At 59.3% G+C, this 24,589-nt stretch carries 19 protein-coding genes and 1 pseudogene; 10 read left to right on the forward strand and 10 right to left on the reverse strand.

Features of this window, described 5'->3' with window-relative positions:
• The first annotated feature begins 4 nt into the window (after window positions 1–4).
• A pseudogene (locus FHW68_RS04565) lies at window positions 5–1,414 on the forward strand (PLP-dependent aminotransferase family protein).
• 112 nt (window positions 1,415–1,526) lie between these two features.
• Here FHW68_RS04565 and FHW68_RS04570 read toward each other — a convergent pair.
• Window positions 1,527–2,345: a pyruvate, water dikinase regulatory protein gene (locus FHW68_RS04570; protein ID WP_007902088.1), complete on the reverse strand. Its 819-nt coding sequence runs from the start codon at window positions 2,343–2,345 to the stop codon at window positions 1,527–1,529.
• 174 nt (window positions 2,346–2,519) lie between these two features.
• On the opposite strand from FHW68_RS04570, the gene ppsA reads away from it, so the two are divergent.
• The 8 genes from ppsA (at window position 2,520) to FHW68_RS04610 (ending at window position 10,722) form a co-directional block, all read left to right on the forward strand.
• A complete protein-coding gene (ppsA, locus tag FHW68_RS04575; protein WP_095634294.1) occupies window positions 2,520–4,895 on the forward strand; it encodes a phosphoenolpyruvate synthase in 2,376 nt (791 codons plus the stop codon).
• A gap of 193 nt (window positions 4,896–5,088) precedes the next feature.
• A complete protein-coding gene (locus tag FHW68_RS04580; RefSeq protein WP_183679074.1) occupies window positions 5,089–6,084 on the forward strand; it encodes an alpha/beta fold hydrolase in 996 nt (331 codons plus the stop codon).
• A gap of 168 nt (window positions 6,085–6,252) precedes the next feature.
• Window positions 6,253–6,744 carry a ribonuclease E activity regulator RraA gene (gene rraA / locus FHW68_RS04585; protein WP_095634292.1) on the forward strand — a complete coding sequence of 164 codons (492 nt, stop codon included), beginning with the start codon at window positions 6,253–6,255 and terminating at the stop codon, window positions 6,742–6,744.
• Between the two features lie 25 nt (window positions 6,745–6,769).
• Window positions 6,770–7,765, forward strand: coding sequence for a zinc transporter ZntB (locus FHW68_RS04590; RefSeq protein WP_095634291.1), 996 nt, complete (start codon window positions 6,770–6,772; stop codon window positions 7,763–7,765).
• Window positions 7,766–7,828: 63 nt separating this feature from the next.
• Entirely contained in the window at window positions 7,829–8,077 is a 249-nt protein-coding gene (locus FHW68_RS04595) for a CrfX protein (RefSeq protein ID WP_095634290.1), read from the forward strand.
• A gap of 2 nt (window positions 8,078–8,079) precedes the next feature.
• Window positions 8,080–8,904: a mechanosensitive ion channel family protein gene (locus tag FHW68_RS04600; protein WP_007902078.1), complete on the forward strand. Its 825-nt coding sequence runs from the start codon at window positions 8,080–8,082 to the stop codon at window positions 8,902–8,904.
• A gap of 85 nt (window positions 8,905–8,989) precedes the next feature.
• Window positions 8,990–9,580, forward strand: coding sequence for an RNA polymerase sigma factor SigX (gene sigX, locus FHW68_RS04605; RefSeq protein ID WP_032830573.1), 591 nt, complete (start codon window positions 8,990–8,992; stop codon window positions 9,578–9,580).
• A gap of 107 nt (window positions 9,581–9,687) precedes the next feature.
• The gene (locus FHW68_RS04610) at window positions 9,688–10,722 is read left to right on the forward strand and encodes an OmpA family protein (protein WP_095634289.1); all 1,035 of its coding nucleotides are present in this window, start codon (window positions 9,688–9,690) and stop codon (window positions 10,720–10,722) included.
• A 173-nt stretch (window positions 10,723–10,895) separates the two neighbouring features.
• On the opposite strand, the gene cobA is transcribed toward FHW68_RS04610, so the two are convergent.
• The 8 genes from cobA to FHW68_RS04650 all read right to left on the reverse strand — a co-directional run bounded on the left by cobA (window position 10,896) and on the right by FHW68_RS04650 (window position 22,592).
• A complete protein-coding gene (gene cobA / locus FHW68_RS04615) occupies window positions 10,896–11,663 on the reverse strand; it encodes a uroporphyrinogen-III C-methyltransferase (protein ID WP_183679075.1) in 768 nt (255 codons plus the stop codon).
• Window positions 11,664–11,673: 10 nt separating this feature from the next.
• On the reverse strand, window positions 11,674–14,388 hold the full coding sequence (locus FHW68_RS04620) for a molybdopterin-dependent oxidoreductase (protein WP_409258740.1): 2,715 nt from the start codon (window positions 14,386–14,388) through the stop codon (window positions 11,674–11,676).
• Entirely contained in the window at window positions 14,388–14,705 is a 318-nt protein-coding gene (nirD, locus tag FHW68_RS04625) for a nitrite reductase small subunit NirD (protein WP_095634286.1), read from the reverse strand. The genes FHW68_RS04620 and nirD overlap by 1 nt, the downstream gene beginning before the upstream one ends.
• Window positions 14,702–17,155, reverse strand: a complete 2,454-nt coding sequence (gene nirB, locus FHW68_RS04630; RefSeq protein ID WP_095634285.1) for a nitrite reductase large subunit NirB — start codon at window positions 17,153–17,155, stop codon at window positions 14,702–14,704. Before nirB ends, nirD begins: the two co-directional genes overlap by 4 nt.
• A gap of 385 nt (window positions 17,156–17,540) precedes the next feature.
• Window positions 17,541–19,211, reverse strand: coding sequence for a bifunctional protein-serine/threonine kinase/phosphatase (locus tag FHW68_RS04635; RefSeq protein WP_183679076.1), 1,671 nt, complete (start codon window positions 19,209–19,211; stop codon window positions 17,541–17,543).
• Between the two features lie 7 nt (window positions 19,212–19,218).
• The gene (locus tag FHW68_RS04640) at window positions 19,219–20,430 is read right to left on the reverse strand and encodes a NarK/NasA family nitrate transporter (protein WP_095634283.1); all 1,212 of its coding nucleotides are present in this window, start codon (window positions 20,428–20,430) and stop codon (window positions 19,219–19,221) included.
• Between the two features lie 359 nt (window positions 20,431–20,789).
• Window positions 20,790–21,365 (reverse strand): ANTAR domain-containing response regulator, encoded by a 576-nt coding sequence (locus FHW68_RS04645; protein ID WP_008006986.1) that lies wholly within the window; start codon window positions 21,363–21,365, stop codon window positions 20,790–20,792.
• A gap of 15 nt (window positions 21,366–21,380) precedes the next feature.
• Window positions 21,381–22,592, reverse strand: coding sequence for a CmpA/NrtA family ABC transporter substrate-binding protein (locus FHW68_RS04650; RefSeq protein ID WP_183679077.1), 1,212 nt, complete (start codon window positions 22,590–22,592; stop codon window positions 21,381–21,383).
• Between the two features lie 229 nt (window positions 22,593–22,821).
• Here FHW68_RS04650 and FHW68_RS04655 point away from each other — a divergent pair, with 229 nt between their 5' ends.
• On the forward strand, window positions 22,822–23,841 hold the full coding sequence (locus FHW68_RS04655; RefSeq protein ID WP_095634281.1) for a quinone-dependent dihydroorotate dehydrogenase: 1,020 nt from the start codon (window positions 22,822–22,824) through the stop codon (window positions 23,839–23,841).
• A gap of 289 nt (window positions 23,842–24,130) precedes the next feature.
• Here the strand turns inward: FHW68_RS04655 and rmf are convergent, their stop codons facing one another.
• A complete protein-coding gene (gene rmf / locus FHW68_RS04660) occupies window positions 24,131–24,346 on the reverse strand; it encodes a ribosome modulation factor (RefSeq protein ID WP_003223300.1) in 216 nt (71 codons plus the stop codon).
• Window positions 24,347–24,589: the final 243 nt, after the last annotated feature.

Genomic DNA, 24,589 nt, shown 5'->3' on the forward strand with positions numbered 1-24,589 from the left:
TGGAATGACTGTCAAAACAAGTATTGCCATGGTGTCAATCCTGCGCGACGGCCTGGCAAACGGTCAGGGGGTGAAATACAAACGTCTTGCCGACGCCGCTGAGAAAGGCATCGCTGAAGGGGTTATTGAGTCCGGCTGCAAATTGCCGCCGCATCGCTTGTTGGCGGATAGCCTTGGGGTGACCATCGGTACCATCAGCCGCGCTTACGGTGAACTCGAACGTGTGGGATTGGTGATCGCGCGCGTAGGAGACGGCACCTATGTGCGTCAGCGCGGAATGGAAAGACCGCGGGACAGTGGCTTTCGCAATGTCAGCGATGAGCCTCGTGCGTTTTTTGACATGAGCCGCAATCAACCGATTCCACGGCAGGAAGCGCTGTTTCTGAGCCGGAGCCTGCAAGCGTTGTCCCTTGATCCTGAGGCGTTGCAGCACCTCAGCGGCTACACCGTCGACGTCGGTTTGCCACGCTTTCGTGCGGCGGGCGCGCATTGGCTCAGGCATAAAGAATTTGTCCCGAACGCCGAGCAGATCGTTTGAGTGAACGGCGGCCAGCACGGCCTGTTGTGTGCCTTGATGGGGCTGCTCAAGGCGGGCGATACGTTGGTGACGGAGCACTTGACCTACCCGGGGTTGATCAGCGTCGCACGCCAGCTCGGAATAAAACTCATCGGCGTCGGGATCGATGATGAAGGCCTGATGCCCGATGCTCTGGAGGAGGTTTGCCGCAACCATCGTGTGTCGGCGCTGTATTGCACACCGACAATCCAGAATCCTACGGCTGCGGTGATGTCCGTCGCCCGTCGCGAGGCGATTGCAGAGGTCTGTCGGCAGCACAATCTGTTGATCTTTGAAGACGAAGCCCACGCAGTATTGGCTCGACAGCGACCGTTACCCTTGAGCCATTTCGTCCCGGAGCGCTCGGTGCTGATCGGCAGTCTGAGCAAGGCGGTTTCGGCGGGTTTGCGAGTCGGTTACCTGCATGCGCCGCAACCGTTGATCGGACGCTTGAGCGCAGCCGTGCGCGGGACGTGCTGGATGGCCAGCCCGTTGTCATTAGAGGTCGCGAGTCTGTGGATAGAAAACGGCATGGCCGAGCAATTGCTGGGCCAGCAGATTGCCGAGATCGGTCGGCGCAAGGCGTTGGTCAGTGGGCTGCTGGAGGGTTTGGTGTACAAAACCCATCCGCATAGCCCGCACTTCTGGATCAAAGTGCCCGAGCCGTGGCGGGCCTCGCAGATTGCTGAGGAGCTCAAGGAAAATAAATATTTGGTGGCGACTGCTGAATCGTTTGCGGTCGGGCAGGGGGCGGTGCCGCAATTCATCAGGGCGAGTGTGTGTAATTCGACGATGGATGATCGGTTGTTGCTTCAAGGGTTTGAAGCGTTGGCGGGGGCATTGGCTGAGACCGAGTGATCGTTCTTCGCGAGCAAGCCCGCTCCCACATTTGACCGAGTCGCGGCAAACGTACGCGGTCTAATGTGGGAGCGGGCTTGCTCGCGAAGGCGGCATGACAGGCGCTACAGCACTACTTGAACCGCCGCTCCACACCTTTCTCCACCAGAATCTTCGCCGAAATCTCTTCGACGGAAAAATGCGTGGAATTGATGTGGGCAATGTTCTCGCGGCGAAACAGATTCTCCACCTCGCGCACTTCAAACTCGCACTGCGCGTAGCTCGAATAGCGGCTGTTGGGCTTGCGCTCATTGCGGATGGCTGTAAGACGGTCCGGGTCGATGGTCAACCCGAACAGCTTGTGATGATGGGCGCGCAGGGCGGTTGGCAGTTGCAGGCGCTCCATGTCGTCTTCGGTCAGCGGGTAATTGGCCGCGCGGATGCCGAATTGCATGGCCATGTACAAACACGTCGGGGTTTTACCACACCGCGACACGCCCACTAGTATCAGGTCAGCTTTGTCGTAATAGTGGGTGCGGGCGCCATCGTCATTGTCGAGGGCGAAATTCACCGCCTCGATGCGCTCCATGTAATTGGAGTTGCCGCCGATGGAATGGGATTTGCCGACGGTGTAGGAAGAATGCTCGGTCAACTCCTGTTCCAGGGGCGCCAGGAAGGTCGAGAAAATGTCGATCATGAAACCATTCGACGTTGCAAGAATCTCACGAATATCCTGATTGACGATGGTGTCGAAAATAATCGGACGAAAACCATCGTTTTCGGCGGCTTTGTTGATTTGTTGTACCATGGCCCGCGCTTTATCCGCGTTGTCGATATAGGGGCGCGTGATTTTGCTGAAGGTAATGTTTTCGAACTGCGCCAACAGGCTTTGACCGAGGGTTTCGGCCGTAATGCCCGTGCCATCGGAGATAAAGAAAGCAGATCGTTTCATTTGCACCTTGGGCCTTAAGCTAGTTTCGATTCTTGGATATAGTAGGCGCGATTTGTCGGCCGCCAATGGCCAGCATTCTCACTTATTTTCCAGGTCCAGGCCATACAGCCGGCAAATGCTCCCCCGAGTCGCCGGTTTCTGAGCTTTTCCAACACAGTTAGTGGAGAGATCACCTTGGTAGAGTACGTAGTTTCCCTCGATAAGCTCGGCGTCCATGATGTGGAGCATGTGGGGGGCAAGAACGCATCCCTGGGCGAGATGATCAGCAACCTGGCAGGCGCCGGTGTATCGGTTCCCGGTGGCTTCGCCACGACCGCTCAGGCATATCGTGATTTCCTGGAACTGAGCGGCCTGAACGATCAGATCCACGCTGCCCTCGATGCGCTGGATGTCGATGATGTCAACGCCCTGGCCAAAACCGGCGCCCAAATCCGTCAATGGATCATGGAAGCCGAATTCCCCGAGAAGCTCAATACCGAGATCCGCACTGCGTTCGCCACGCTGTCGGCCGGTAACCCTGACATGGCCGTGGCCGTGCGTTCTTCCGCTACCGCCGAAGATCTGCCAGACGCCTCCTTCGCCGGCCAGCAGGAAACCTTCCTGAACATCCGTGGTGTCGAAAACGTTATTCGCGCCGCTAAAGAGGTGTTCGCCTCGCTGTTCAACGATCGTGCGATTTCCTACCGCGTCCACCAGGGCTTCGACCACAAGCTGGTAGCTCTGTCGGCTGGTGTACAGCGCATGGTCCGCTCCGAAACCGGCACCGCCGGCGTGATGTTCACCCTCGATACCGAGTCGGGCTTCCGTGACGTGGTGTTCATCACCGGCGCTTACGGCCTGGGTGAAACCGTCGTGCAAGGCGCGGTGAACCCGGATGAATTCTACGTCCACAAAGGCACGCTGGAAGCCGGTCGCCCGGCGATCCTGCGTCGCAATCTGGGCAGCAAAGCCATCAAGATGATCTACGGCGACGAGGCCAAGGCCGGTAAATCGGTCAAGACCGTCGATGTGGACAAAGCTGATCGTGCCCGTTTCTGCCTGAGCGACGCCGAAGTCAGCGAGTTGGCCAAGCAGGCGATGATCATCGAAAAGCACTACAAGTGCCCGATGGACATCGAATGGGCCAAAGACGGTGACGACGGCAAGCTGTACATCGTGCAGGCCCGTCCGGAAACCGTGAAGAGCCGCACCCAGGCCAACGTCATGGAACGTTACCTGTTGAAAGAAACCGGCACTGTGCTGGTGGAAGGCCGCGCCATCGGCCAGCGCATTGGCGCCGGCAAGGTGCGGATTATCAAGGACGTGTCCGAAATGGATAAAGTCCAGCCGGGCGACGTGCTGGTGTCGGACATGACCGACCCGGACTGGGAACCGGTGATGAAGCGCGCCAGTGCCATCGTCACCAACCGTGGCGGTCGTACCTGCCACGCGGCGATCATCGCCCGCGAGCTGGGCATCCCGGCCGTGGTCGGTTGCGGCAACGCCACCCAGCTGTTGCAAGACGGCCAGGGCGTGACCGTTTCCTGCGCGGAAGGTGACACCGGTTACATCTTCGAAGGCGAACTGGGTTTCGACATCAAGAAAAACTCCGTGGATGCCATGCCGGAGCTGCCGTTCAAGATCATGATGAACGTCGGCAACCCGGACCGCGCCTTCGACTTCGCGCAGCTGCCGAACGCCGGTGTGGGCCTGGCCCGTCTGGAATTCATCATCAACCGCATGATTGGCGTGCACCCCAAGGCGTTGTTGAACTACGGCGGCCTGCCGCAGGACATCAAGGACAGCGTCGACAAGCGTATCGCCGGTTACGACGACCCGGTCGGCTTCTACGTCGAGAAACTGGTCGAGGGCATCAGCACCCTGGCCGCTGCGTTCTATCCTAAGAAGGTCATCGTGCGTCTGTCGGACTTCAAGTCCAACGAATACGCGAACCTGATCGGCGGCAAACTCTACGAGCCGGAAGAAGAAAACCCGATGCTGGGCTTCCGTGGTGCATCGCGTTACATCAGCGAATCGTTCCGCGACTGCTTCGAACTCGAGTGCCGCGCCCTCAAGCGCGTGCGCAACGAGATGGGGCTGACCAACGTTGAAATCATGGTGCCGTTCGTTCGCACTCTGGGCGAGGCGAGCCAGGTGGTTGATCTGCTGGCCGAAAACGGTCTGGCCCGTGGCGACAACGGTCTGCGCGTGATCATGATGTGCGAGCTGCCGTCCAACGCGATCCTGGCTGAAGAATTCCTCGAGTTCTTCGACGGCTTCTCCATCGGCTCCAACGACCTGACCCAGCTGACCCTGGGCCTGGACCGTGACTCCGGGATCATCGCGCACCTGTTCGACGAGCGTAATCCGGCGGTCAAGAAGCTGCTGGCCAACGCTATTCAGGCCTGCAACAAGGCCGGCAAGTACATCGGCATCTGCGGTCAGGGCCCTTCGGACCACCCTGATCTGGCCAAATGGCTGATGGAGCAGGGCATCGAAAGCGTTTCGCTGAACCCCGATTCCGTGCTGGAAACCTGGTTCTTCCTGGCTGAAGGTCAGGCTTCGGCCTGATGGTGTGGACGGGCCGCTCTCTGTGGGAGCGAGCCTGCTCGCGATGGTCGTAAACGATAACGCGTACTTGCTGGATAAACGCGTTGTTCTGACGTCCTTCGCGAGCAGGCTCGCTCCGACACTGGCCGGCTCTTTCAGATATTCAAGTAGGGCGGGCTCCTCTGGATGCCGCCCTTTTTTGTGCAAGAGCATTATGCAAAGCAGCAGCAACCTATTTCCTGTCGCCCTGATCAGCGCCGAACGACGCGGTGATCTGAGCGAAGACGTCTATCGTTTGAAGCCCGGCAACAGCCCCGACGGCACCGTCGAACTGGCTGTGACCCGCTTGGGTCTGGCCGATGAGCCGACGGTACGTGGCGTGCCGGTGATTCTGTTGCACGGCAGTTTTTCCAATCGAAGGTTCTGGTTCTCCCCCAAAGGCTTGGGACTGGGGGCTTATCTGACACGCCTGGGGTTCGATGTGTGGATCCCGGAAATGCGCGGTCATGGCCTGTCTCAGCGCAACCAGGACTATCGCAAGAACCGCGTCGCCGACTACGCGCGTTACGACTTGCCGGCCATTGGTGCCTTTGTGCGCGAACAGAGCGGCCAGATTCCACACTGGATCGGTCACTCGTTGGGCGGCATTACGCTGGCGGCGGCGCTGGGCGGGGAATACATTGGCGAGCCTGTCGTCGCATCTGCGGCGTTTTTTGGCACGCAGGTGAGCCGCACCTACTGGCCCTTGAAGTTTCCACCGGTTGAGTGGAGCGGGCGCTTCATTCTCAAGCGGTTTGCCCAACTGTCAGGTTCACGGCTCAAGCGTGGCCCGGAGGACGAGCCGATTGGCCTGGCCCTGGAAAGCATGCGCTGGTACGGGCTGTTCGGGCGTTTTGGCGATGACGACAAGGACTGGTGGGCGGGTTTGGCCGAGGTTCGGTTGCCGGTGCTGGCCGTGAGCGCCGCGGGCGACCACCAAGACCCTACCTGGGCCTGCCACAAGCTGTTCGATCAGATCGGCTCCGAGCACAAGCAATTCATCACCCTTGGCCGCGAGCAAGGCTTTGGCGATAATTTCGGCCATGTCGAAATGCTTGTCAGCAAGGCTGCGCAGGCGGAAGTCTGGCCGTTGGTGGCGCGTTGGCTGTCGGATCAACAGACGCCTTTGCTGGATGGAAAGCCGGATGCGGCCAGAGCAATTTCAACCTGATGCTCTAACAAGGGCATTTCGCTCGGAACAGCTTGCGGCTAAGATATGACGCATTAAGCGGTTCCGGTCACTTTTAGTGATTGACTCGATCGGCGCGTTTACAGCCGTTCAGCCTTGGCCCGCGTGTGTTGTCTACTCGATTGTCTTCCTTTTCGCAGGAGTTTCTCGATGAACCATTACCTCACGCCCGACCTTTGCGATGCCTACCCGGAACTGGTTCAGGTGCTGGAACCGATGTTCAGCAATTTTGGTGGCCGCGATTCTTTCGGTGGCGAAATCGTGACCATCAAATGTTTCGAAGATAATTCGCTGGTCAAGGAGCAAGTCGCCCTCAACGGTAAGGGTAAAGTGCTGGTGGTCGACGGCGGCGGTTCCCTGCGCCGCGCGCTGTTGGGCGACCTGCTGGCCGAGAAAGCCGCCAGTAACGGTTGGGAAGGGCTGGTGATCTATGGTTGCATTCGCGACGTCGACGTCATCGCCCAAACCGATCTGGGGGTTCAGGCCCTGGCCAGTCACCCGATGAAAACCGACCGGCGCGGTGTTGGTGAACTCAATATTGCCGTGACCTTCGCGGGTGTGACCTTTCACCCGGGTCACTATGTTTATGCGGACAACAACGGCGTGATCATTTCGCCAAGCCCGCTGAAAATGCCTGAATAAAGCGCGTTTCATCAAAGGGGTGAGGATGTTCGAGGAAGAAAACGCGCAGTGGGGGCTGGTGCATGCCCTGGTGCTGGACGGTAAAGGCGGTGCGCGTTCGATAGCCCGGACTGAACTCGATGACTTGCAGTTACATGCCCATGAAAGCCTGTGGTTGCATTGGGATCGCAGTCACCCGCAAACCCAGACCTGGCTGCGTAACGACAGCGGTCTGAGTGAATTTAGTTGCGATTTGTTGCTGGAAGAAAATACCCGGCCGCGTCTTTTGCCGCTGCCGGACGCTGAGCTGTTGCTGTTTCTGCGCGGGATCAACCTCAATCCAGGTGCCGAGCCGGAAGACATGGTCTCGGTGCGGATCTTCGGGTCGGCCCAACGGGTGATTTCCCTGCGTCTGCGGCCGTTGCGCGCCACCGATGAGTTGCTGGTGCAATTGGCCGAAGGCAAAGGGCCGCGAACCGCGTCCGAACTGATCCTTTATATGGCGCAGTACCTCACTAACAAAGTGCAGGATCTGGTCAGCTGCCTCTCGGAAATCGTCGATGAGGAAGAAGAAAAGCTGGATGCCGACGAACGGTATACGCCAGAGCATGGGGCTGTCTTGCAGATCCGTCGCAGGGCGGCCGCGTTGAAGCGTTTTCTGGCACCGCAACGGGATATTTTCGGTCAATTGACCCGGCTAAAACTGCCTTGGTTCGTTGAAGACGACGGCGATTACTGGAACGAATTGAATAACAGCCTGACCCGTTATCTCGAGGAGCTGGAATTGACCCGAGAGCGCGTGGGGCTGGTCCTGGAGGCCGAAGACCGGCGTTTGAGCGTGCGCATGAACCGCACGATGTACCGCTTCGGGATCATCACCGGGATCTTTTTGCCGATGAGTTTTCTGGCCGGTCTTCTGGGGATCAACGTCGGCGGTATTCCATTCGCTGCCAGCCCCTATGGCTTCCTGATCGCCTGCCTTTTGATGGTCTCGGTGGCGCTGGGGCAGTGGTGGCTATTCCGACGTTTGCGCTGGTTCTGATGATGAGTCATGTGACCCGACCAAATTTGACCGCGTCTTTCACAGATATCACGAGAGGTGCGTATGCACGATCCGTTTGAACAGTCTTTGCGTGACATGCTCAAAGCTTCGCCGTCCAGCCGTGACGACGATGCCTGCCTGGGCCGCGTGCTGAAAACCGCCAACCGCCAGGTCGGTGCCGGCGATCTGTTCAGTCTGCTGGGCCGCTGGTTGCCCGCGTTGATGATCGCCCTGAATAACGGATCGGCCCATATCTCGCCGGTTTCCCGTCTTCGTAAACCTACCGTTCGCACTGCTGATAAGGCTGATTGAATATGGAACTTGATCTCTGGACACAGAGCCTCGTCACTGCAATGACTGCGTTATGGACCAAGGTTGCAAACTTCATTCCGAACCTGTTTGGCGCACTGGTTGTGTTGCTGCTGGGTTTTGTCGTGGCCAAGCTGCTGGACACGCTGCTCTCCAAATTGCTCGCCAAACTGGGCCTCGATCGCCTGATGGGCGGCACGGGGTTGACCAAGTTGCTGTCCCGAGCAGGTCTTCAGGTACCTATCTCGACGTTGATCGGCAAAATCGTGTATTGGTTCGTTCTGCTGATTTTTCTGGTTTCGGCCGCAGAATCTCTTGGACTTGAGCGAGTTTCAGCTACGCTGGACATGTTGGCGCTGTATTTGCCGAAAGTATTTGGCGCTGCGCTGGTACTGCTGGTGGGTGTCTTGCTGGCGCAACTGGCCAATGGGCTGGTGCGTGGCGCGGCAGAAGGCGTAGGGCTTGATTACGCTGCGGGCCTGGGGCGAATTGCCCAAGGCCTGGTGATCATCATCAGTATTTCGGTTGCGATCAGCCAGTTGGAGGTCAAGACTGACCTGCTCAACCATGTGATCGTGATCGTCTTGATTACCGTTGGTCTGGCGGTTGCGCTGGCCATGGGCTTGGGAAGCCGGGAGATTGCCGGTCAGATTCTTGCAGGAATCTATGTGCGTGAGTTGTACCAGGTTGGGCAACAAGTGCGTGTTGGCGAGGTCGAAGGTCAGATCGAAGAGATTGGTACGGTTAAAACCACCGTGCTGACCGACGAGGGTGAGCTAGTCTCTCTCTCGAATCGGATTCTCTTGGAGCAGCATGTGAGTAGCCGCTAACCCGGCAAATCCTGCTAATGTATGCCGCCGCAAAATTCCTGAAGGATTGCGGCGGACATTGACCTGACTGTCGGCCAGACTTGTTTTGAATAAAGCTCAATCGCTCTCCACGCGCTATGACCCCCGCGAGCTCTCTGATGAGGAGTTGGTCGCGCGCTCGCATACCGAGCTGTTCCACGTAACGCGCGCTTATGAAGAACTGATGCGGCGTTACCAACGAACATTATTTAACGTTTGTGCACGGTATCTTGGGAACGATCGTGATGCAGACGATGTCTGTCAGGAAGTGATGTTGAAGGTGCTCTACGGCCTGAAGAACTTCGAGGGGAAATCGAAGTTCAAGACATGGCTATATAGCATCACGTACAACGAGTGCATCACGCAGTATCGGAAGGAACGGCGTAAGCGTCGCTTGATGGACGCTTTGAGTCTGGACCCCCTTGAGGAAGCATCTGAAGAGAAGATGCCGAAACCCGAGGAAAAGGGCGGACTTGATCGCTGGCTGGTGTATGTGAATCCGATCGACCGTGAAATTCTGGTGCTACGATTTGTCGCAGAGCTGGAATTTCAGGAGATCGCAGACATAATGCACATGGGTTTGAGTGCGACAAAGATGCGTTACAAGCGCGCTCTAGATAAATTGCGTGAGAAATTTGCAGGCATTGCTGAAACTTAGTTCGGCGCAAATTTCTCTTACGTGTAGGCAAGTTCTGATAGACTTGCCGCCGAGTTGTCCCCCGGTTTGCGGGACTGCTTCACAATCACCAGATGGGGATTTAACGGATGAAACTGAAAAACACCTTGGGCTTGGCCATTGGTTCTCTTATTGCTGCCACTTCGTTCGGCGCTCTGGCACAAGGCCAAGGCGCAGTTGAAATCGAAGGCTTCGCTAAGAAAGAAATGTTCGATAGCGCTCGTGACTTCAAGAACAACGGCAACCTGTTCGGCGGTTCGATCGGTTACTTCCTGACCGACGACGTTGAACTGCGTCTGGCCTACGACGAAGTGCACAACGCACGTGCTGAAGATGGCCGTAACATCAAGGGCTCCAACACCGCTCTGGATGCTCTGTACCACTTCAACAACCCGGGCGACATGCTGCGTCCGTACGTATCGGCTGGCTTCTCCGACCAAAGCATTGGTCAGAACGGCAAAAGCGGTCGTAACGGTTCCACTTTCGCCAACGTTGGCGGCGGTGCCAAGCTGTACTTCACCGACAACTTCTACGCCCGTGCCGGCGTTGAAGCTCAGTACAACATCGACCAGGGCGACACCGAGTGGGCTCCTAGCGTTGGTATCGGTGTGAACTTCGGTGGCGGCTCCAAGCCTGCTGCTGCTCCAGTTCCAGCACCAGCTGAAGTTTGCGCTGACAGCGACAACGATGGCGTTTGCGACAACGTTGACAAGTGCCCGGACACCCCAGCCAACGTAACTGTTGACGCTGATGGCTGCCCAGCAGTTGCTGAAGTTGTTCGTGTTGAGCTGGACGTGAAGTTCGACTTCGACAAGTCGGTAGTCAAGCCTAACAGCTACAGCGACATCAAGAACCTGGCTGACTTCATGAAGCAGTACCCATCCACCACCACTACTGTTGAAGGTCACACTGACTCCGTCGGTCCTGACGCTTACAACCAGAAACTGTCCGAGCGTCGTGCAAACGCCGTTAAGAACGTTCTGACCAACCAGTACGGTGTTGAATCGTCCCGCGTTCAGTCTGTTGGCTACGGCGAATCCCGCCCAGTTGCTGACAACAAAACTGACGCTGGTCGCGCTGTAAACCGTCGCGTAGAAGCGCAGGTTGAAGCTAGCGCTAAGTAATTAGCTCGCAGCTCTGGAAAAGCCCGGCTCAGGCCGGGCTTTTCTTTGTCTGCGATTTGGGTTTGCAGCGTTGGTTTTGCGTTGTTTCGAAAAGATCGCAGCCTGCGGCAGCTCCTACAGGGATAAATGCAAAATCCATGTAGGAGCTGCCGCAGGCTGTGATCTTTTGATCCCTACAAGGATAAACACCGAGCCAATGCAGGAGCTGCCGCAGGCTGCAATCTTTTGATCTCGTCGCAGGCCGCCACCGCACCGATCACCAGAATCGCCGGGCTTTTGAGCTGGAAGTCACAGGCATCGTTCTCCATGGCTGCCAAATCGCTCCGACATTCCCGTTGGTGCGGCAGGGACGCATTTTCGATCATTGCCACAGGCGTATCGGCAGCCATTCCGCCAGCCAGCAGTTGCTCACGAATTTCGTTGAGCTTCGCCACGCCCATATAGATCACCAGCGTGGTGCCCCCTTGTGCCAGGGCTTGCCAGTTCAGACTGCTGTCATCCTGAGTGTGGGCGGTGACCAGTGTCACGCCACGCGCGACCCCCCTCAGCGTCAGCGGAATATCGCATTGGGTCGCGCCGGCAAGGCCCGCGGTAATGCCATTGACCAGCTCAACCTCGACGCCACGCTCCCGCAGCCACTGCGCTTCTTCACCGCCGCGCCCGAAAATGCATGGATCACCGCCCTTGAGCCGCACCACGCATTTGCCGTGGCGGGTATAACGCAACATCAGGCGATGAATGAAGGCTTGAGGCGTGGAGCGACAGCCACCGCGCTTGCCGACAGGAATGATTCGCGCGTTCGGGCAATGCTCCAGCACCGCGTTGTTGACCAGATCGTCGATCAGCACTACGTCCGCTTCGCGCAACGCTCTAACCGCCTTGAGGGTCAGCAATTCAGGGTCACCAGGACCCGCACCCACTAACCAGACTTTTGCGCTCATAGTGTTTTCCTCACGAGATGACGGCGACTGGCTGCGCCTTGGCGACCAGCAAACGCTTGATTTCCGGGACGCAGGAGCCGCATTGCGTGCCACAGCCCAATTCTTGTTTCAAACCCTGCAAATCCAGGCCACGGCCAATGCCGGCACACACCGCGTTCTGGCTGACGTTCATGCAGTTGCACAGGGTTTTGGTGCCCGATGCCGGACCGCCAGCGCTTCCCGGTGGCGCACTCAAAGGCGCCAGCAGCCAACGGCGCAGTTGTTCGTCGGCGCGACCTTCAAGCCACAGGCTTTGCAGCCAGTGCTGAGCGAGGGTTTCACCGGCCAGGCGGATCGCGGTGATCCGACCGTTTTCAATGCGTACCCGTTTGCCGATCGAACGCCGAGGATCGTCGTAGGCCAATACCGGGCCTTCGTTGAGCCCCAGGCATTGATCGATATCACGCAACAACTGCGCCTGCGGAGCGGTGGAGCTGGCGGCACGTATCAGCAGCGCTGGACGCTCACGGCCGGTCAGGCTGAGGCTTGCGTAGGAAAACGCCTCGCAGAGCGGTCGTAGTGTCTCCAAATGCTGTTGAACATCGCCCTCTATCAGGGCGAAAAGCTGCCAAGGCAATTGCACAGGCTCGAGTCGCACACCGCTGTGTTTGAGTTCCGGTTGTTTCGACAAGGGGTCGAAGGCGGGAAGGGTGAGGGTATTCACGCCGCCCTTGAGAAAGCGATCGCCCCAATGCATGGGCAGAAACGCCTGGCCCGGCCGTACGCTGTCATCGCTGCTGACCGGCACGATCACCGAGCCCCGGCGACTTTTCAGGTTGATCAGATCGCCGGGTTGCAGGCGATGCCGACGCAGTTCATCCGGGTGCAGGCTCAACACGGCTTCGCTGACATGACCGAACAGCTGCGCGGCGGTGCCGGTGCGGCTCATGCCGTGCCATTGATCGCGCAGGCGGCCGGTGATCAGGGTCAGTGGGAAGCGCGCATCGCGTTGTTCCTTGGCGGCGCGATACGGGTCGGTCACGAACCGGGCGCGCCCGCTGGCAGTGGGGAAAACTCCGTCCAGGTACAGCCGCGCCGTGCCTTCGCGGGCCCCAGTGGGGAAGGGCCATTGCTGCGGACCGAGCTGGTCGATCAGCGCATGGCTGATTCCGGACAGGTCGAGGTCGCGGCCGCACGTCAGGTGTTTGTATTCGTCGAAGACCTGCGCCGGGGTTTCAAAGGCAAACAGGCTGGTGGCTTCAGGGCGCAGATGTTTTTCCAGGCGCTGTGCGAAATCCACAGTGATCGCCCAGTCGGACCGTGCTTCGCCGGGTGCGCCAATGGCCTGGCGGACGTGAGAAATGCGCCGTTCGGAGTTGGTGACCGTGCCGTCCTTTTCACCCCAACTGGCGGCGGGCAGCAGCAAGTCGGCGAACGCGGCGGTTTCGGTGGTGCGAAAGGCTTCCTGCAACACCACGAACGGGCAAGCTTGCAGTGCTGCGCGCACAGCGGTCTGGTCCGGCAGCGACTGTGCAGGGTTGGTGCAGGCGATCCACAGGGCTTTGATTTTGCCGCTGCGCATCTGCTCGAACAGTTCGATGGCCGTCAGGCCGGTGTTCGCGGGTAATTGATCAACGCCCCAGTAATTGGCTACTTGCGCGCGGTGTTCGGCATTGGCTGCTTCGCGATGGCCTGGCAGCAGGTTCGACAAACTGCCGGTTTCCCTGCCGCCCATGGCATTTGGCTGACCCGTCAGCGAGAAAGGTCCTGCACCGGGCCGGCCAATTTGCCCGGTGGCCAGGTGCAGATTGATCAGCGCACTGTTCTTCGCGCTGCCGGCGGTGGACTGATTCAAGCCCATGCACCACAGCGACAGAAAGCTCGGTGCAGTGCCGACCCATTGTGCGCATTCCTGCAATTGTTCGACGCTGATGCCGCACAGTTGCGAAACCATTGACGGGGTGTAATCGCGCACCAGGTTTTTCAGTTCGGACAAGCCTTCGGTGTGGGCTTTGATAAAATCGCGGTCGATCCAGTCTTCCCACAGCAACAGGTGCAAAATCCCATGGAACAAGGCGACATCGGTGCCGGGCAGAATCGCCAGATGCATGTCGGCCAAATCGCAGGTGTCGGTGCGCCGTGGGTCGATGACGATGACTTTCATCTGTGGGCGGCGGGATTTTGCTTCTTCCAGGCGACGAAACAGCACCGGGTGGGCGTAGGCCATGTTGCTGCCGACGATCATCACGCAGTCGCTCAGTTCCAGGTCTTCGTAGTTGCAAGGCGGAGCGTCGGCGCCGAGGCTGCGCTTGTAGCCGACCACCGCTGAAGACATGCACAGCCGTGAGTTGCTGTCGATGTTGTTGGTGCCCACCAGCGCTCGCGCCAGTTTGTTGAACGCATAGTAGTCCTCGGTCAGCAACTGCCCGGAGATGTAGAACGCGACACTGTCCGGGCCGTGCTCGGCGATGGTCTTGGCGAAGACGCTGGCGGCATGATCGAGCGCCGTTTCCCAGTCGGTGCGGCTGCGGGCCAGGCCTTTGCCCAGGCGCAGTTCCGGGTACAACGCCCGTGCCTTCAGGTCGCCGGTCAGATGCAGGGTCGAACCTTTACTGCACAATTTGCCGAAGTTGGCCGGGTGTGCCGGATCGCCGCTGACGCCGAGAATGCGCTCGCCGTCGTGCTCGATCAGCACGCCGCAGCCGACCCCACAGTAGCAGCAGGTGGAGGCGGTGATCTGGTTCATCAGCTTGCTTCCCGTAGAGCCAGCAGCACCCGGCCGTTCTCGACCCGTGCCGAATGATGGTGGGCGCAGCCGATATCCGGGGCCAGGGCCTCGCCGGTTTCCAGATCGATCTGCCAGTTGTGCAACGGGCAGGCCACTCGTTTGCCGTAGATCAAACCCTGGGACAATGGCCCACCCTTGTGTGGACAGCGATCGTCGAGGGCGAAAACCTCATCGTCGCTTGTACGAAAAATCGCGATGTCGCCTTTCGGCCCCGCAATGATCCGCGAGCCAAGCGTGTTGATTTCTTCCAGTGCGCAGATATCCAGCCAGTTCATGCCTGCACCTCCAGGTTCTTCACGGGAATGACCTCGAATTCTTTTTTCAACAGCGGCTGCTCAAGGCGTTCTTTCCAAGGGTCCTGCTCGAACGATAGAGAGAATTGCAGGCGATCGTTCAATGCCTTGCGCCGCTGCGGGTCTTCCAGCACGGCTTTCTTGATGTGTTCCATGCCGACCCGTTGCAGGTAATGCACGGTGCGCTCGAGATAGAAGGCTTCTTCGCGGTACAGCTGCAGGAACGCGCCGTTGTATTCGCGAACTTCCTCGGCGGTTTTCAGTTTGACGAAGAACTCCGCGACTTCGGTTTTGATCCCGCCGTTGCCGCCGATGTACATCTCCCAGCCGGAATCGACGCCGATAATTCCGACGTCCTTGATCCCCGCTTCCGAGCAGTTGCGTGGGCAACCGGAGACGGCCAGCTTCACTTTGTGCGGCGACCACATGTTGAACAGGTCGTGCTCAAGCTCGATGCCCAGTTGTGTGGAATTTTGGGTGCCGAAGCGGCAGAACTCGCTGCCGACGCAGGTTTTTACCGTGCGGATGGATTTGCCATAGGCATGGCCGGACGCCATGTCCAGGTCTTTCCAGACGCCAGGCAGGTCCTGCTTCTTGATCCCCAACAAGTCGATGCGCTGGCCGCCGGTGACCTTGACCATCGGCACGTTGTACTTGTCGGCCACGTCGGCAATGCGCCGCAGCTCCGAAGGATTGGTCACACCGCCCCACATCCGCGGGACGACAGAGTAAGTGCCGTCTTTCTGAATATTGGCGTGGGCGCGTTCGTTGATCAGGCGCGATTGTGGATCGTCCTTGGCTTCGCCCGGCCAAGTGGAAATCAGGTAGTAGTTGAGCGCCGGGCGGCACGTGGCGCAACCGTTCGGAGTGCGCCAGTTCAGGTAGCTCATGGTGCCGGCGATAGTCAGCAGGTGCTGGTCGCGGATGGCCTGGCGGATTTGCCCGTGGTTGAGATCGCTGCAACCGCAAATGGCTTTCTCGCTTTTCGGTTTGACGTCTGCCGCGCCGCCCACGGTGTTGATCAGGATCTGCTCGACGAGACCGGCGCAGGAACCGCAAGAACTGGCAGCTTTGGTATGTTTTTTCACGTCATCGACGCTGAACAGGCCATGTTCCTGGATGGCCTTGACGATGGTGCCTTTGCACACGCCATTGCAGCCGCAGACTTCGGCGGTGTCGGCCATGCTCATGGCTTTGTCCTGGCCCTGATGTCCTACGTCGCCCAAGGCGTTTTCGCCGAACATCAGGTGATCGCGGATCTCGCCGATGGCATGGTTCTCACGGATCTGCCGGAAATACCAACCGCCATCTGCCGTATCGCCGTACAGACAGGCGCCGACCAGCACGTCATCCTTGATCACCAGTTTTTTGTAGACCCCGCCGATCGGGTCGGAGAGGGTGATGGTCTCGGTGCCTTCGCCGCCCATGAAGTCGCCGGCGGAAAACAGGTCGATGCCGGTGACTTTCAATTTGGTCGATGTCACCGAACCCTTGTAGGAGGCGAAACCCAGTTGGGCAAGGTGGTTGGCGCAGACCTTGGCCTGTTCGAACAGCGGCGCCACCAGGCCATAGGCGATGCCACGGTGACTGGCACATTCGCCGATGGCGTAGACCCGTGGGTCGTAGGTTTGCATCGTGTCGTTGACCAGAATCCCACGGTTGCACGGGATGCCGGATTTTTCCGCGAGCTCGGTGTTGGGGCGAATACCGGCGGCCATTACCACCAGGTCCGCGGGGATGATGTCGCCGTTCTTGAACTCAACCGAGCCGACCCGGCCATTGCCAGCGTCGTGCAGGGCCTGGGTTTGTTCGCACAGGCGGAAATGCAGGCCACGAGCTTCCAGGGCGGTTTGCAGGAGTTGGCCGCTGGTTTTGTCCAGTTGCCGTTCCAGTAGCCACTCGCCGATGTGCACCACGGTGACGTGCATGCCGCGCAGCATCAGGCCGTTGGCGGCTTCAAGGCCCAGCAGGCCGCCGCCGATGACCACGGCATGCTTGTGGGTCTTGGCGGTGTCGATCATCGCCTGGGTGTCGGCAATGTCGCGGTAACCGATCACGCCCTGCAAGGTATTGCCGGGGATCGGCAGGATGAATGGCGTCGAACCGGTGGCAATCAGCAGGCGGTCGTATTCGGCCTCGGTGCCGTCTTCGGCGATGACCCGGCGTTTGACCCGGTCGATCTCTACCACTTTGCGGTTGAGCAGCAGCTTGATGTTGTTTTCCAGGTACCAGTCCAGATCGTTGAGCACGATCTCTTCGAAGGTCTGTTCGCCGGCCAATACAGGCGACAGCAGGATGCGGTTGTAGTTGGTATGGGGTTCGGCACCGAAGACCGTGATGTCGTACAGCTCATTACTCAGCTTGAGCAGTTCTTCCAGGGTACGAACCCCGGCCATGCCATTGCCGATCATCACCAGTTTTAGTTTTTTCATCAGGTTCTCCGGGGAGCTCGGGCCTGCCTCATCAGGGCATTCAGGCCTTGCTCGACAAATTTTGCGCAAACAAAAAAAGGCGTCCCGCCAGTTAACTAGCGAGGACGCCTTTGTCCTTGTCCCGTTCTCTCGGGCAGCGCAGCCTTCTACGTTGAAGGTTGGGCTTTATGTATGTTGGGAAAGGTAATGCAGTGGTTGTGCCAAGTCGCACAAATGCGCAATTTATGGGCTCTTGGCGCGGTAAAAGGTGTTTGCGTGCACCGGTTCAAGGCGCGATGCCCGGTTTTGAAGCAGAAAAAGATCAAAAGATCGCAGGCTTCGCCAGCTCCAACAGGAGATCGTGGGCACCCGTAGGAGCTGCCGAAGGCTGCGATCTTTTGATCTTTTAACCATGAAACAGCAAAAACAGCAGCACCAGATTCACCAGCAACGACACCAGCGCCAACGTCCGCCAGACTTTCAGCGGTTCGCGCTCCAGCAACGGCCTGGGGCGCACGCTCAAACTGCGACGTTCTCCCTGTTCCAGTAGCAACAACCATTCTTCCGCCGTTTCAAAGCGCTGGTCCGGAGCCGCTGCCACTGCGCGCTCCAGACTTTGCGCGATCCATTCCGGCAGGTCGGGTCGGTAGCGACTGGCGCTGACAGGTATACCAAACCGTGGGCGCTGGAATGCTTCGATTTCGCCGTAGGGATAATGCCCGGTCAGCAGGTAATACAAGGTCACGCCGACCGCATACAAATCCTGTTGTGGCGTAGGAGGGTCGCCTCGAAAAGCTTCCGGGGCGATATAACTGGGCGTTCCGGGCAGGGCGCAAGCTTGATCTTCGGACAGCCCGGGACAGTAGGCGAGGCCGAAATCCAGCAGGCGCAGCTCACCGTCGTCCCCCAGCAGCAGGTTCTCCGGTTTGATATCGCGATGCAGAATCTGCCGTCGATGCAGTATGCCGATGGCCCGCAACAAACGTTCGGCCAGGTCCAGCCATTGAGCCAATGGCAGCGTTGCGACCCGTTCATGCAGCTCAGCCAAGGTCGATCCGGAGTATTCCCGCATCACGTAGTACAAATGCTGACGCTGACTGGCGGCATGGACTTCAGGAAAATGCCGCCCGGCCACACGTTTGAGAAACCATTCCTCCGACAACAACGCCTGCCCGGCCTGATGATCGTCGCGCAGCGCACCGGGCAAGGTTTTCAGCAGCCAGGGCTGTTGTTGTGCATCGCGCACCCGGTAGAGCAGCGATTGCTGGCTCTGGCCTAGGATCCCTTCGACCTGCCAGCCTTCGAACGTCTGGCCCGGCTTCAGCGCAGGCGGGAGTGGCCATTGCTGCAGATGAATCAGTGCGTCGCCAATGCTGGTTTCACCGAGGGCATCGACCCGCACCAGCAGAGCGCTGGCGTTGTCCTGACTGCCAGCCAGGTGTGCGGCGCTGACCAGAGTCTGCGCGGCACTGTTCAGGTCGGGTTGATCGCGCAGAATCGCCGCAATGGCCGTGTCGCCCAGCACGGCCCAGATGCCGTCGCTGAGCAGCACGAAACTCTCGTTCAGGCGCAGTTCGCCATCGAGAAAGTCCAGTACCAGGTGTTGATCCAGCCCAAGGGCCCGTTTGAGCACATGCTGCATGCCCGGCTGGTCCCAGACGTGATCTTCACTTACCCGTTGCAGCGTGTCGGCGTGCCAGCGATAAACCCGGCAATCGCCCACATGAGCCAGCGTGAAACGCCTGCCGCGTATGACCAGGGCACTGACCGTGGTCAGCAGCGGTTGCCCACCGCCGTTGGCCTGCAACCAGCGATTTTGCGCCAGTAGCAGACGATCGAGTGCCTGGGCGACGCCCCAGGTTTCAGGGGTGGCGTAGTAGTCCAGCGCCAGGGCCTGCAAGGTCGAGCGGGCCGCGAGCCCGCCATCGGCGCATTGGCTGACGCCGTCGGCGATGGCGAACAAGTAACCCTTGCTCGCCGCCAGCGCCGGGGCCGGAGTGACCAGGCGCACAGCGTCCTGGTTCTCCTCGCGGGGGCCGATGGCGCTGTGTTCGGCAAAACTCAGTTGCAGGCTCATTCAGTCCTCAAACCCGTGCAGCGGTGACGGCTGCCGAACCCCACGTGGTTCTCCAGCGACGTTTCACGCCGTGCAGACCGAACCAGGCAAGCACGCCAAGGCTGGCGAACAACCACAAGGCCAGTTGATAGCTGCCGGTGCTTTGCTTGATCGCGCCCATCCCGGCTGCCAGTGCGAAGCCGCCAATGCCGCCGGCCATGCCGATCAACCCGGTCATCACACCGATCTCCCGACGAAAACGCTGCGGGACCAACTGGAACACGGCACCGTTGCCTGCACCCAAACCGAGCATAGTGCACACGAAAAGCGCCAGCGCGGCGTAGGAACTTGGCAGGTTGAAACCTACCGTTGCAATGCAGATCGCTGCCACGGTGTACATCGCCAGCAAGGTGCGAATCCCGCCGAAGCGATCCGCCAGCGCGCCACCCAGCGGACGCATCAGGCTGCCACCGAACACACAAGCGGCGGTGTAGTAGCCGGCGGTCACCGGGCTCAGGCCGTATTGGTCGTTGAAGTAGCCGGGCAGGGCACTGGCCAGACCGATGAAACCGCCGAAGGTCACGCTGTAGAAAAACATGAACCACCAGCTGTCGCGGTCACCCAAGGCCTTGAAGTAGTCGGACACAGACTTGGCTTTCGGGCGCTCGGGTGCATTTTTGGCCACCCAGGCAAAGATGATCAAGGTCAGGACCAACGGGATCAGGGCGAAGCCGAACACGTTGCTCCAGCCAAACGCGGCAGCCAGCACCGGGGCAATCAAGGCAGCGAGCACGGTGCCCGAGTTACCGGCACCGGCGATGCCCATGGCTTTGCCTTGGTGCTGCGGCGGGTACCATTGCGAGGCCAGCGGCAGGGCGACGGCGAAGGACGCACCGGCCATACCGAGGAACAGGCCCAGCAACAGCGCTTGCTCATAACTGTGGATGCCGACTTTCCAGGCGACGAACAGGGCGCAGATGACGATCACCTGGCCGATGATCCCGGCGGTTTTGGGCGACAGGCGATCGGCCAGCAGGCCCATCGCAAAGCGCAATACGGCCCCGGCCAGAATCGGCGTGGCCACTACCAGACCGCGCTGCTGGGTGGTCAGGTGCAAATCAGCGGCGATCTGTACCGCCAAAGGGCCGAGCAGGTACCAGACCATGAAGCTCAGATCGAAATAGAGGAAGGCTGCGAACAGTGTCGGGGTATGGCCGGATTTCCAGAAGCTTGAATTCATCGCGCACCTCAGCTGTCAGGCGTATCAAGAAGGAGTCATGAGCTTGCAGGTGGGCGCCGCTAAGGCCGCACCACCAGCCCCGGTCTCTGGGGCCAAAACGAAAAAACGCCGCTACCCGATCCGCCAGGGGGGCGAATGAGGTGAGCGACGTCTTTGTCGTAGGTGGGGCAACCGCCGTTGGTTACCTTGCAGGGATTTACTTAGCGAGAACTGTGCCAACACGTGAGATCGCGTTGTGGCCATTCGCGGGCAAGCCTCGCTCCTACGGGTTTTGTGGTGAATTCAGATGTTGTAAACGACACAAAACCTGCAGGAGCGAGGCTTGCCCGCGAAGGCGTCATCACAAGCACCACAAGGCTTCAGCCCAGCAACTCGCTCATGGCAATGATCTGCTCCGCCACCTGGATCAGCTTCTGCTGGCGGCTCATGGCCTGGCGGCGCATCAGCGTGTAGGCCTCTTCCTCGTTGCAGTCCTTCATCTTCATCAGCAGCCCCTTGGCCAGTTCGATGCGCTTGCGCTCGGCCAGTTGCTGGTCGCGGGCGTGCAATTGCGCACGCAGGGCCTGGTCGCTTTCAAAACGCGCCATGGCCACGTCGAGAATCGGCTGCAAGCGTTGTGCGTGAATGCCTTCGACGATGTAGGCACTGACGCCGGACTTGATCGCCCGGCGCATCACGTCGGGGTCATGCTCGTCGGTGAACATCACAATCGGCCGTGGCTGGTCACGGGTCACCAGCACCACTTGCTCCATCACATCGCGGCTCGGTGACTCGGTATCGATCAAAATCACGTCCGGACGCACCGTTTCGACGCGCGCGGGCAGGTCAATGGTCAGGCCGGACTCGTCGATGACCTCGAACCCGGCTTCGGTCAGAGCCGCCTTCAGGCGCCCGACTTTTTTCGCAGTGTCATTGATCAGCAGGATACGCAACATATTCGCAGGCTCCTGTCAGCGGCTGGCGAGAAGGGGAGCGCTGTCGCTCATGGCGTGCAGCGTGAAGCTGCGGGCATAGCCGGCCGGGTCCGAACCGTCCCAGACTTTGCCGTCGATCAATTGGCTGGTGCGCATTGGCTGACTCCGGACAGGCACACCGACAGCAGTGGCGGCCTCACCGTATAAGTCTAGTTGCTGGACCTGACGGGCCACGCCGAGGTAATCGGGGTCGTCACGCAACAAACCCCAGCGCCGGAACTGGGTCATGAACCACATGCCGTCGGACAGATACGGAAAATTCACCTCGCCACCCCCGTGAAAACGCATGGCGTGCGGGTCTTGCCAGCGATTACCCAGGCCATCGGCGTAGTCACCGCGCAACCGTGGTTCGATGCAGTCCAGCGGTGCATCCAGATATTCAGGCGCACTCAACAGTTGCGCGGTGCTGCGGCGATTTTCCTGGCTGGTTTCGATGAATCGGCTGGCTTCGAGGATCGCCATCACCAGCGCCCGTGCGGTATTGGGGTATTGCTCGACAAAGGCGCGGGTGCAGCCGAGGACCTTTTCCGGGTGATCGGGCCACAGGGTCTGGCTGGTGGCCATCGTAAACCCGAGATTCTGCTGTACCGCACTGGCCGCCCACGGCTCGCCGACGCAGAAACCGTCGATGCGCCCGGCTTGCAGGTGCGCGACCATTTGCGGCGGCGGCACCACCACGCTGTCGACATCCTGCAACGGATGAATGCCCTGACTCGCGAGCCAGTAATACAGCCACATGGCGTGGGTGCCCGTAGGAAATGTCTGGGCGAAGGTCAGTTTTGGGCGACTTTGGTGCACGTGACGATCGAGTGCTTCAGGACTGGTCACACCCAGGGCCTGCAAGCCGTGGGAAAGGTTGATGCTCTGGCCGTTCTGGTTCAAGCCCATGAGCACGGCCATGTCAGTGGAAGCGATGCCGCCGATGCCCAGGTGTACGGCGTAAATCAGCCCGTACAGGCTGTGGGCGGCGTCGAGTTCGCCGCTGACCAGTTTATCCCGCAGGTTGGCCCAGGATGATTGGCGCTTGAGGTTCAGGGTCAGGCCGTAGGGTTGGGCAAAGCCCTGAGTGGCCGCGACCACCACTGAGGCGCAGTCGCTCAGGGCCATGAAGCCGAGGTCGATTGCGGTTTTTTCCGGGGCATCGCTGCCATTGACCCAGGCCAGTGGGCCGGCTGATGGTTCGTTCATCGATTTCGCACCTTCCAAAAAAAAGCGTCGTCCCAACGCCCTTGCGTGGGCAAAGCCGGGTGACGACGCCATTGTCCTTCCACTCATCCCGCCGCTGGCATGAGTGCTGATGCTTGTGATGGTGCAAGGCATATGCCATCGCTGACTGATTTTATTGCGCGCCTCGCCTGAAGCCCTGATGCGCGGCTATAATCGCCGCCTCTCATCGCCAACCGAGTCAAGCCTGCCCATGTACACCCTGGCCCGTCAGCTGTTGTTCAAACTTTCCCCGGAAACCTCCCACGATCTGTCCCTGGACCTGATCGGCGCGGGCGGGCGTTTGGGCCTTAACGGCTTGCTGTGCAAGGCACCGGCGAAACTGCCGGTAACGGTCATGGGCCTGGAGTTCCCGAACCCGGTGGGTTTGGCGGCCGGTCTGGACAAAAACGGCGCAGCGATCGATGGTTTTGCCCAATTGGGTTTCGGTTTCGTCGAAATCGGCACCATCACGCCGCGTCCGCAACCGGGCAACCCGAAACCACGGATTTTCCGCTTGCCGGACGCCGAAGCGATCATCAACCGCATGGGCTTCAACAACCTTGGTGTCGATTACTTGCTCGCTCGCGTGGCGGCAGCCAAGTACAAAGGCGTGCTGGGCATCAATATCGGCAAGAATTTCGACACACCGGTTGAACGTGCGGTCGATGACTATCTGATCTGCCTGGATAAGGTCTATGCCCACGCCAGCTATGTGACGGTCAACGTCAGTTCGCCAAACACCCCGGGCCTGCGCAGCCTGCAATTCGGCGATTCGCTCAAGCAATTGCTCGCCGACCTGGCCACCCGCCGGGCGGAACTGGCCCTGCGCCACGGCAAGCATGTGCCGCTGGCGATCAAGATCGCGCCGGACATGACTGATGAAGAAACCGTTCAAGTCGCCCAGGCGTTGATCGAAACCGGGATGGATGCAGTGATTGCCACCAACACCACCCTGAGCCGCGTTGGTGTCGAAGGCATGGAACATGGTGACGAGGCGGGCGGGTTGTCCGGCGCGCCGGTTCGCGAGAAAAGCACGCACACCGTTAAAGTGCTGGCGGCGGAACTGGCCGGTCGCCTGCCGATCATCGCCGTGGGCGGCATCACCGAAGGCAAGCACGCGGCTGAGAAAATCGCCGCGGGTGCGAGTTTGGTGCAGCTCTACTCCGGCTTCATCTATAAAGGCCCGGCGTTGATTCGTGAATCGGTGGATGCCATCGCGGCCCTACGCTGACCTGTAGCAGCTGCCGAGCCTGCGAGGCTGCGTTCGGCGGTGAAGCCGTCGTAAACCCTGCATACACCGTATACCTGTAATACCGCAGTGTCTGATTTCACGACGGCTTCGCCGCCGAACGCAGCCTCGCAGGCTCGGCAGCTGCTACAACGGGGGTGTTTCGGCAAAATGCTGGCATAAAAAAGGGCTCCTCGAAGGAGCCCCTGGGCCGAAGCCCGCCGTCCGGATGGGACGTGCGTGGTTAAGTCATTACGTAATCAGATTGTCGTGTCGGAGTGTGTGCCCTGTATTAGCCGACGGCGTGAAGTTCGTTGAGTCTGTGGATTCCCGCAGTGCCGGTCATACCGTCCCAGTTGTCGCCGCGTCCTTCGCGCCAGCCATTGATCCAGGCTTGGCGTACCGACGGTAGAGTAAAAGGGCAAAGCTCACGGGATTTACCACCAACGCCATATTGATATCCGCGCAAAAATGCTCTTTCCAACGGATCACGCTTAAGTCTTCTCATAGGGTGTTTCCCTCACTTGTTGACTGTATTTATCGCGTTGACCTCAATCGAGGTCAGGCAGAAAAATTCTGCCGCTGGCGGCTCGCTGCCGGCGTGGCGAGCCAAGGTGTTGACGCCGTTGCGACGTCAACCTGAGTTGAGTTCTAACCAATGCGTCACATCGAGGGAATGACCGTTTTGTCATAAGAACGTAACCATAAAGATGCTATGGCCATAAGTAACACGATATTTGTCCCGTGGTTA

Origin of the sequence: Pseudomonas sp. Tn43 (genome assembly GCF_014192635.1) — a bacterium.
Lineage (GTDB): Bacteria > Pseudomonadota > Gammaproteobacteria > Pseudomonadales > Pseudomonadaceae > Aquipseudomonas.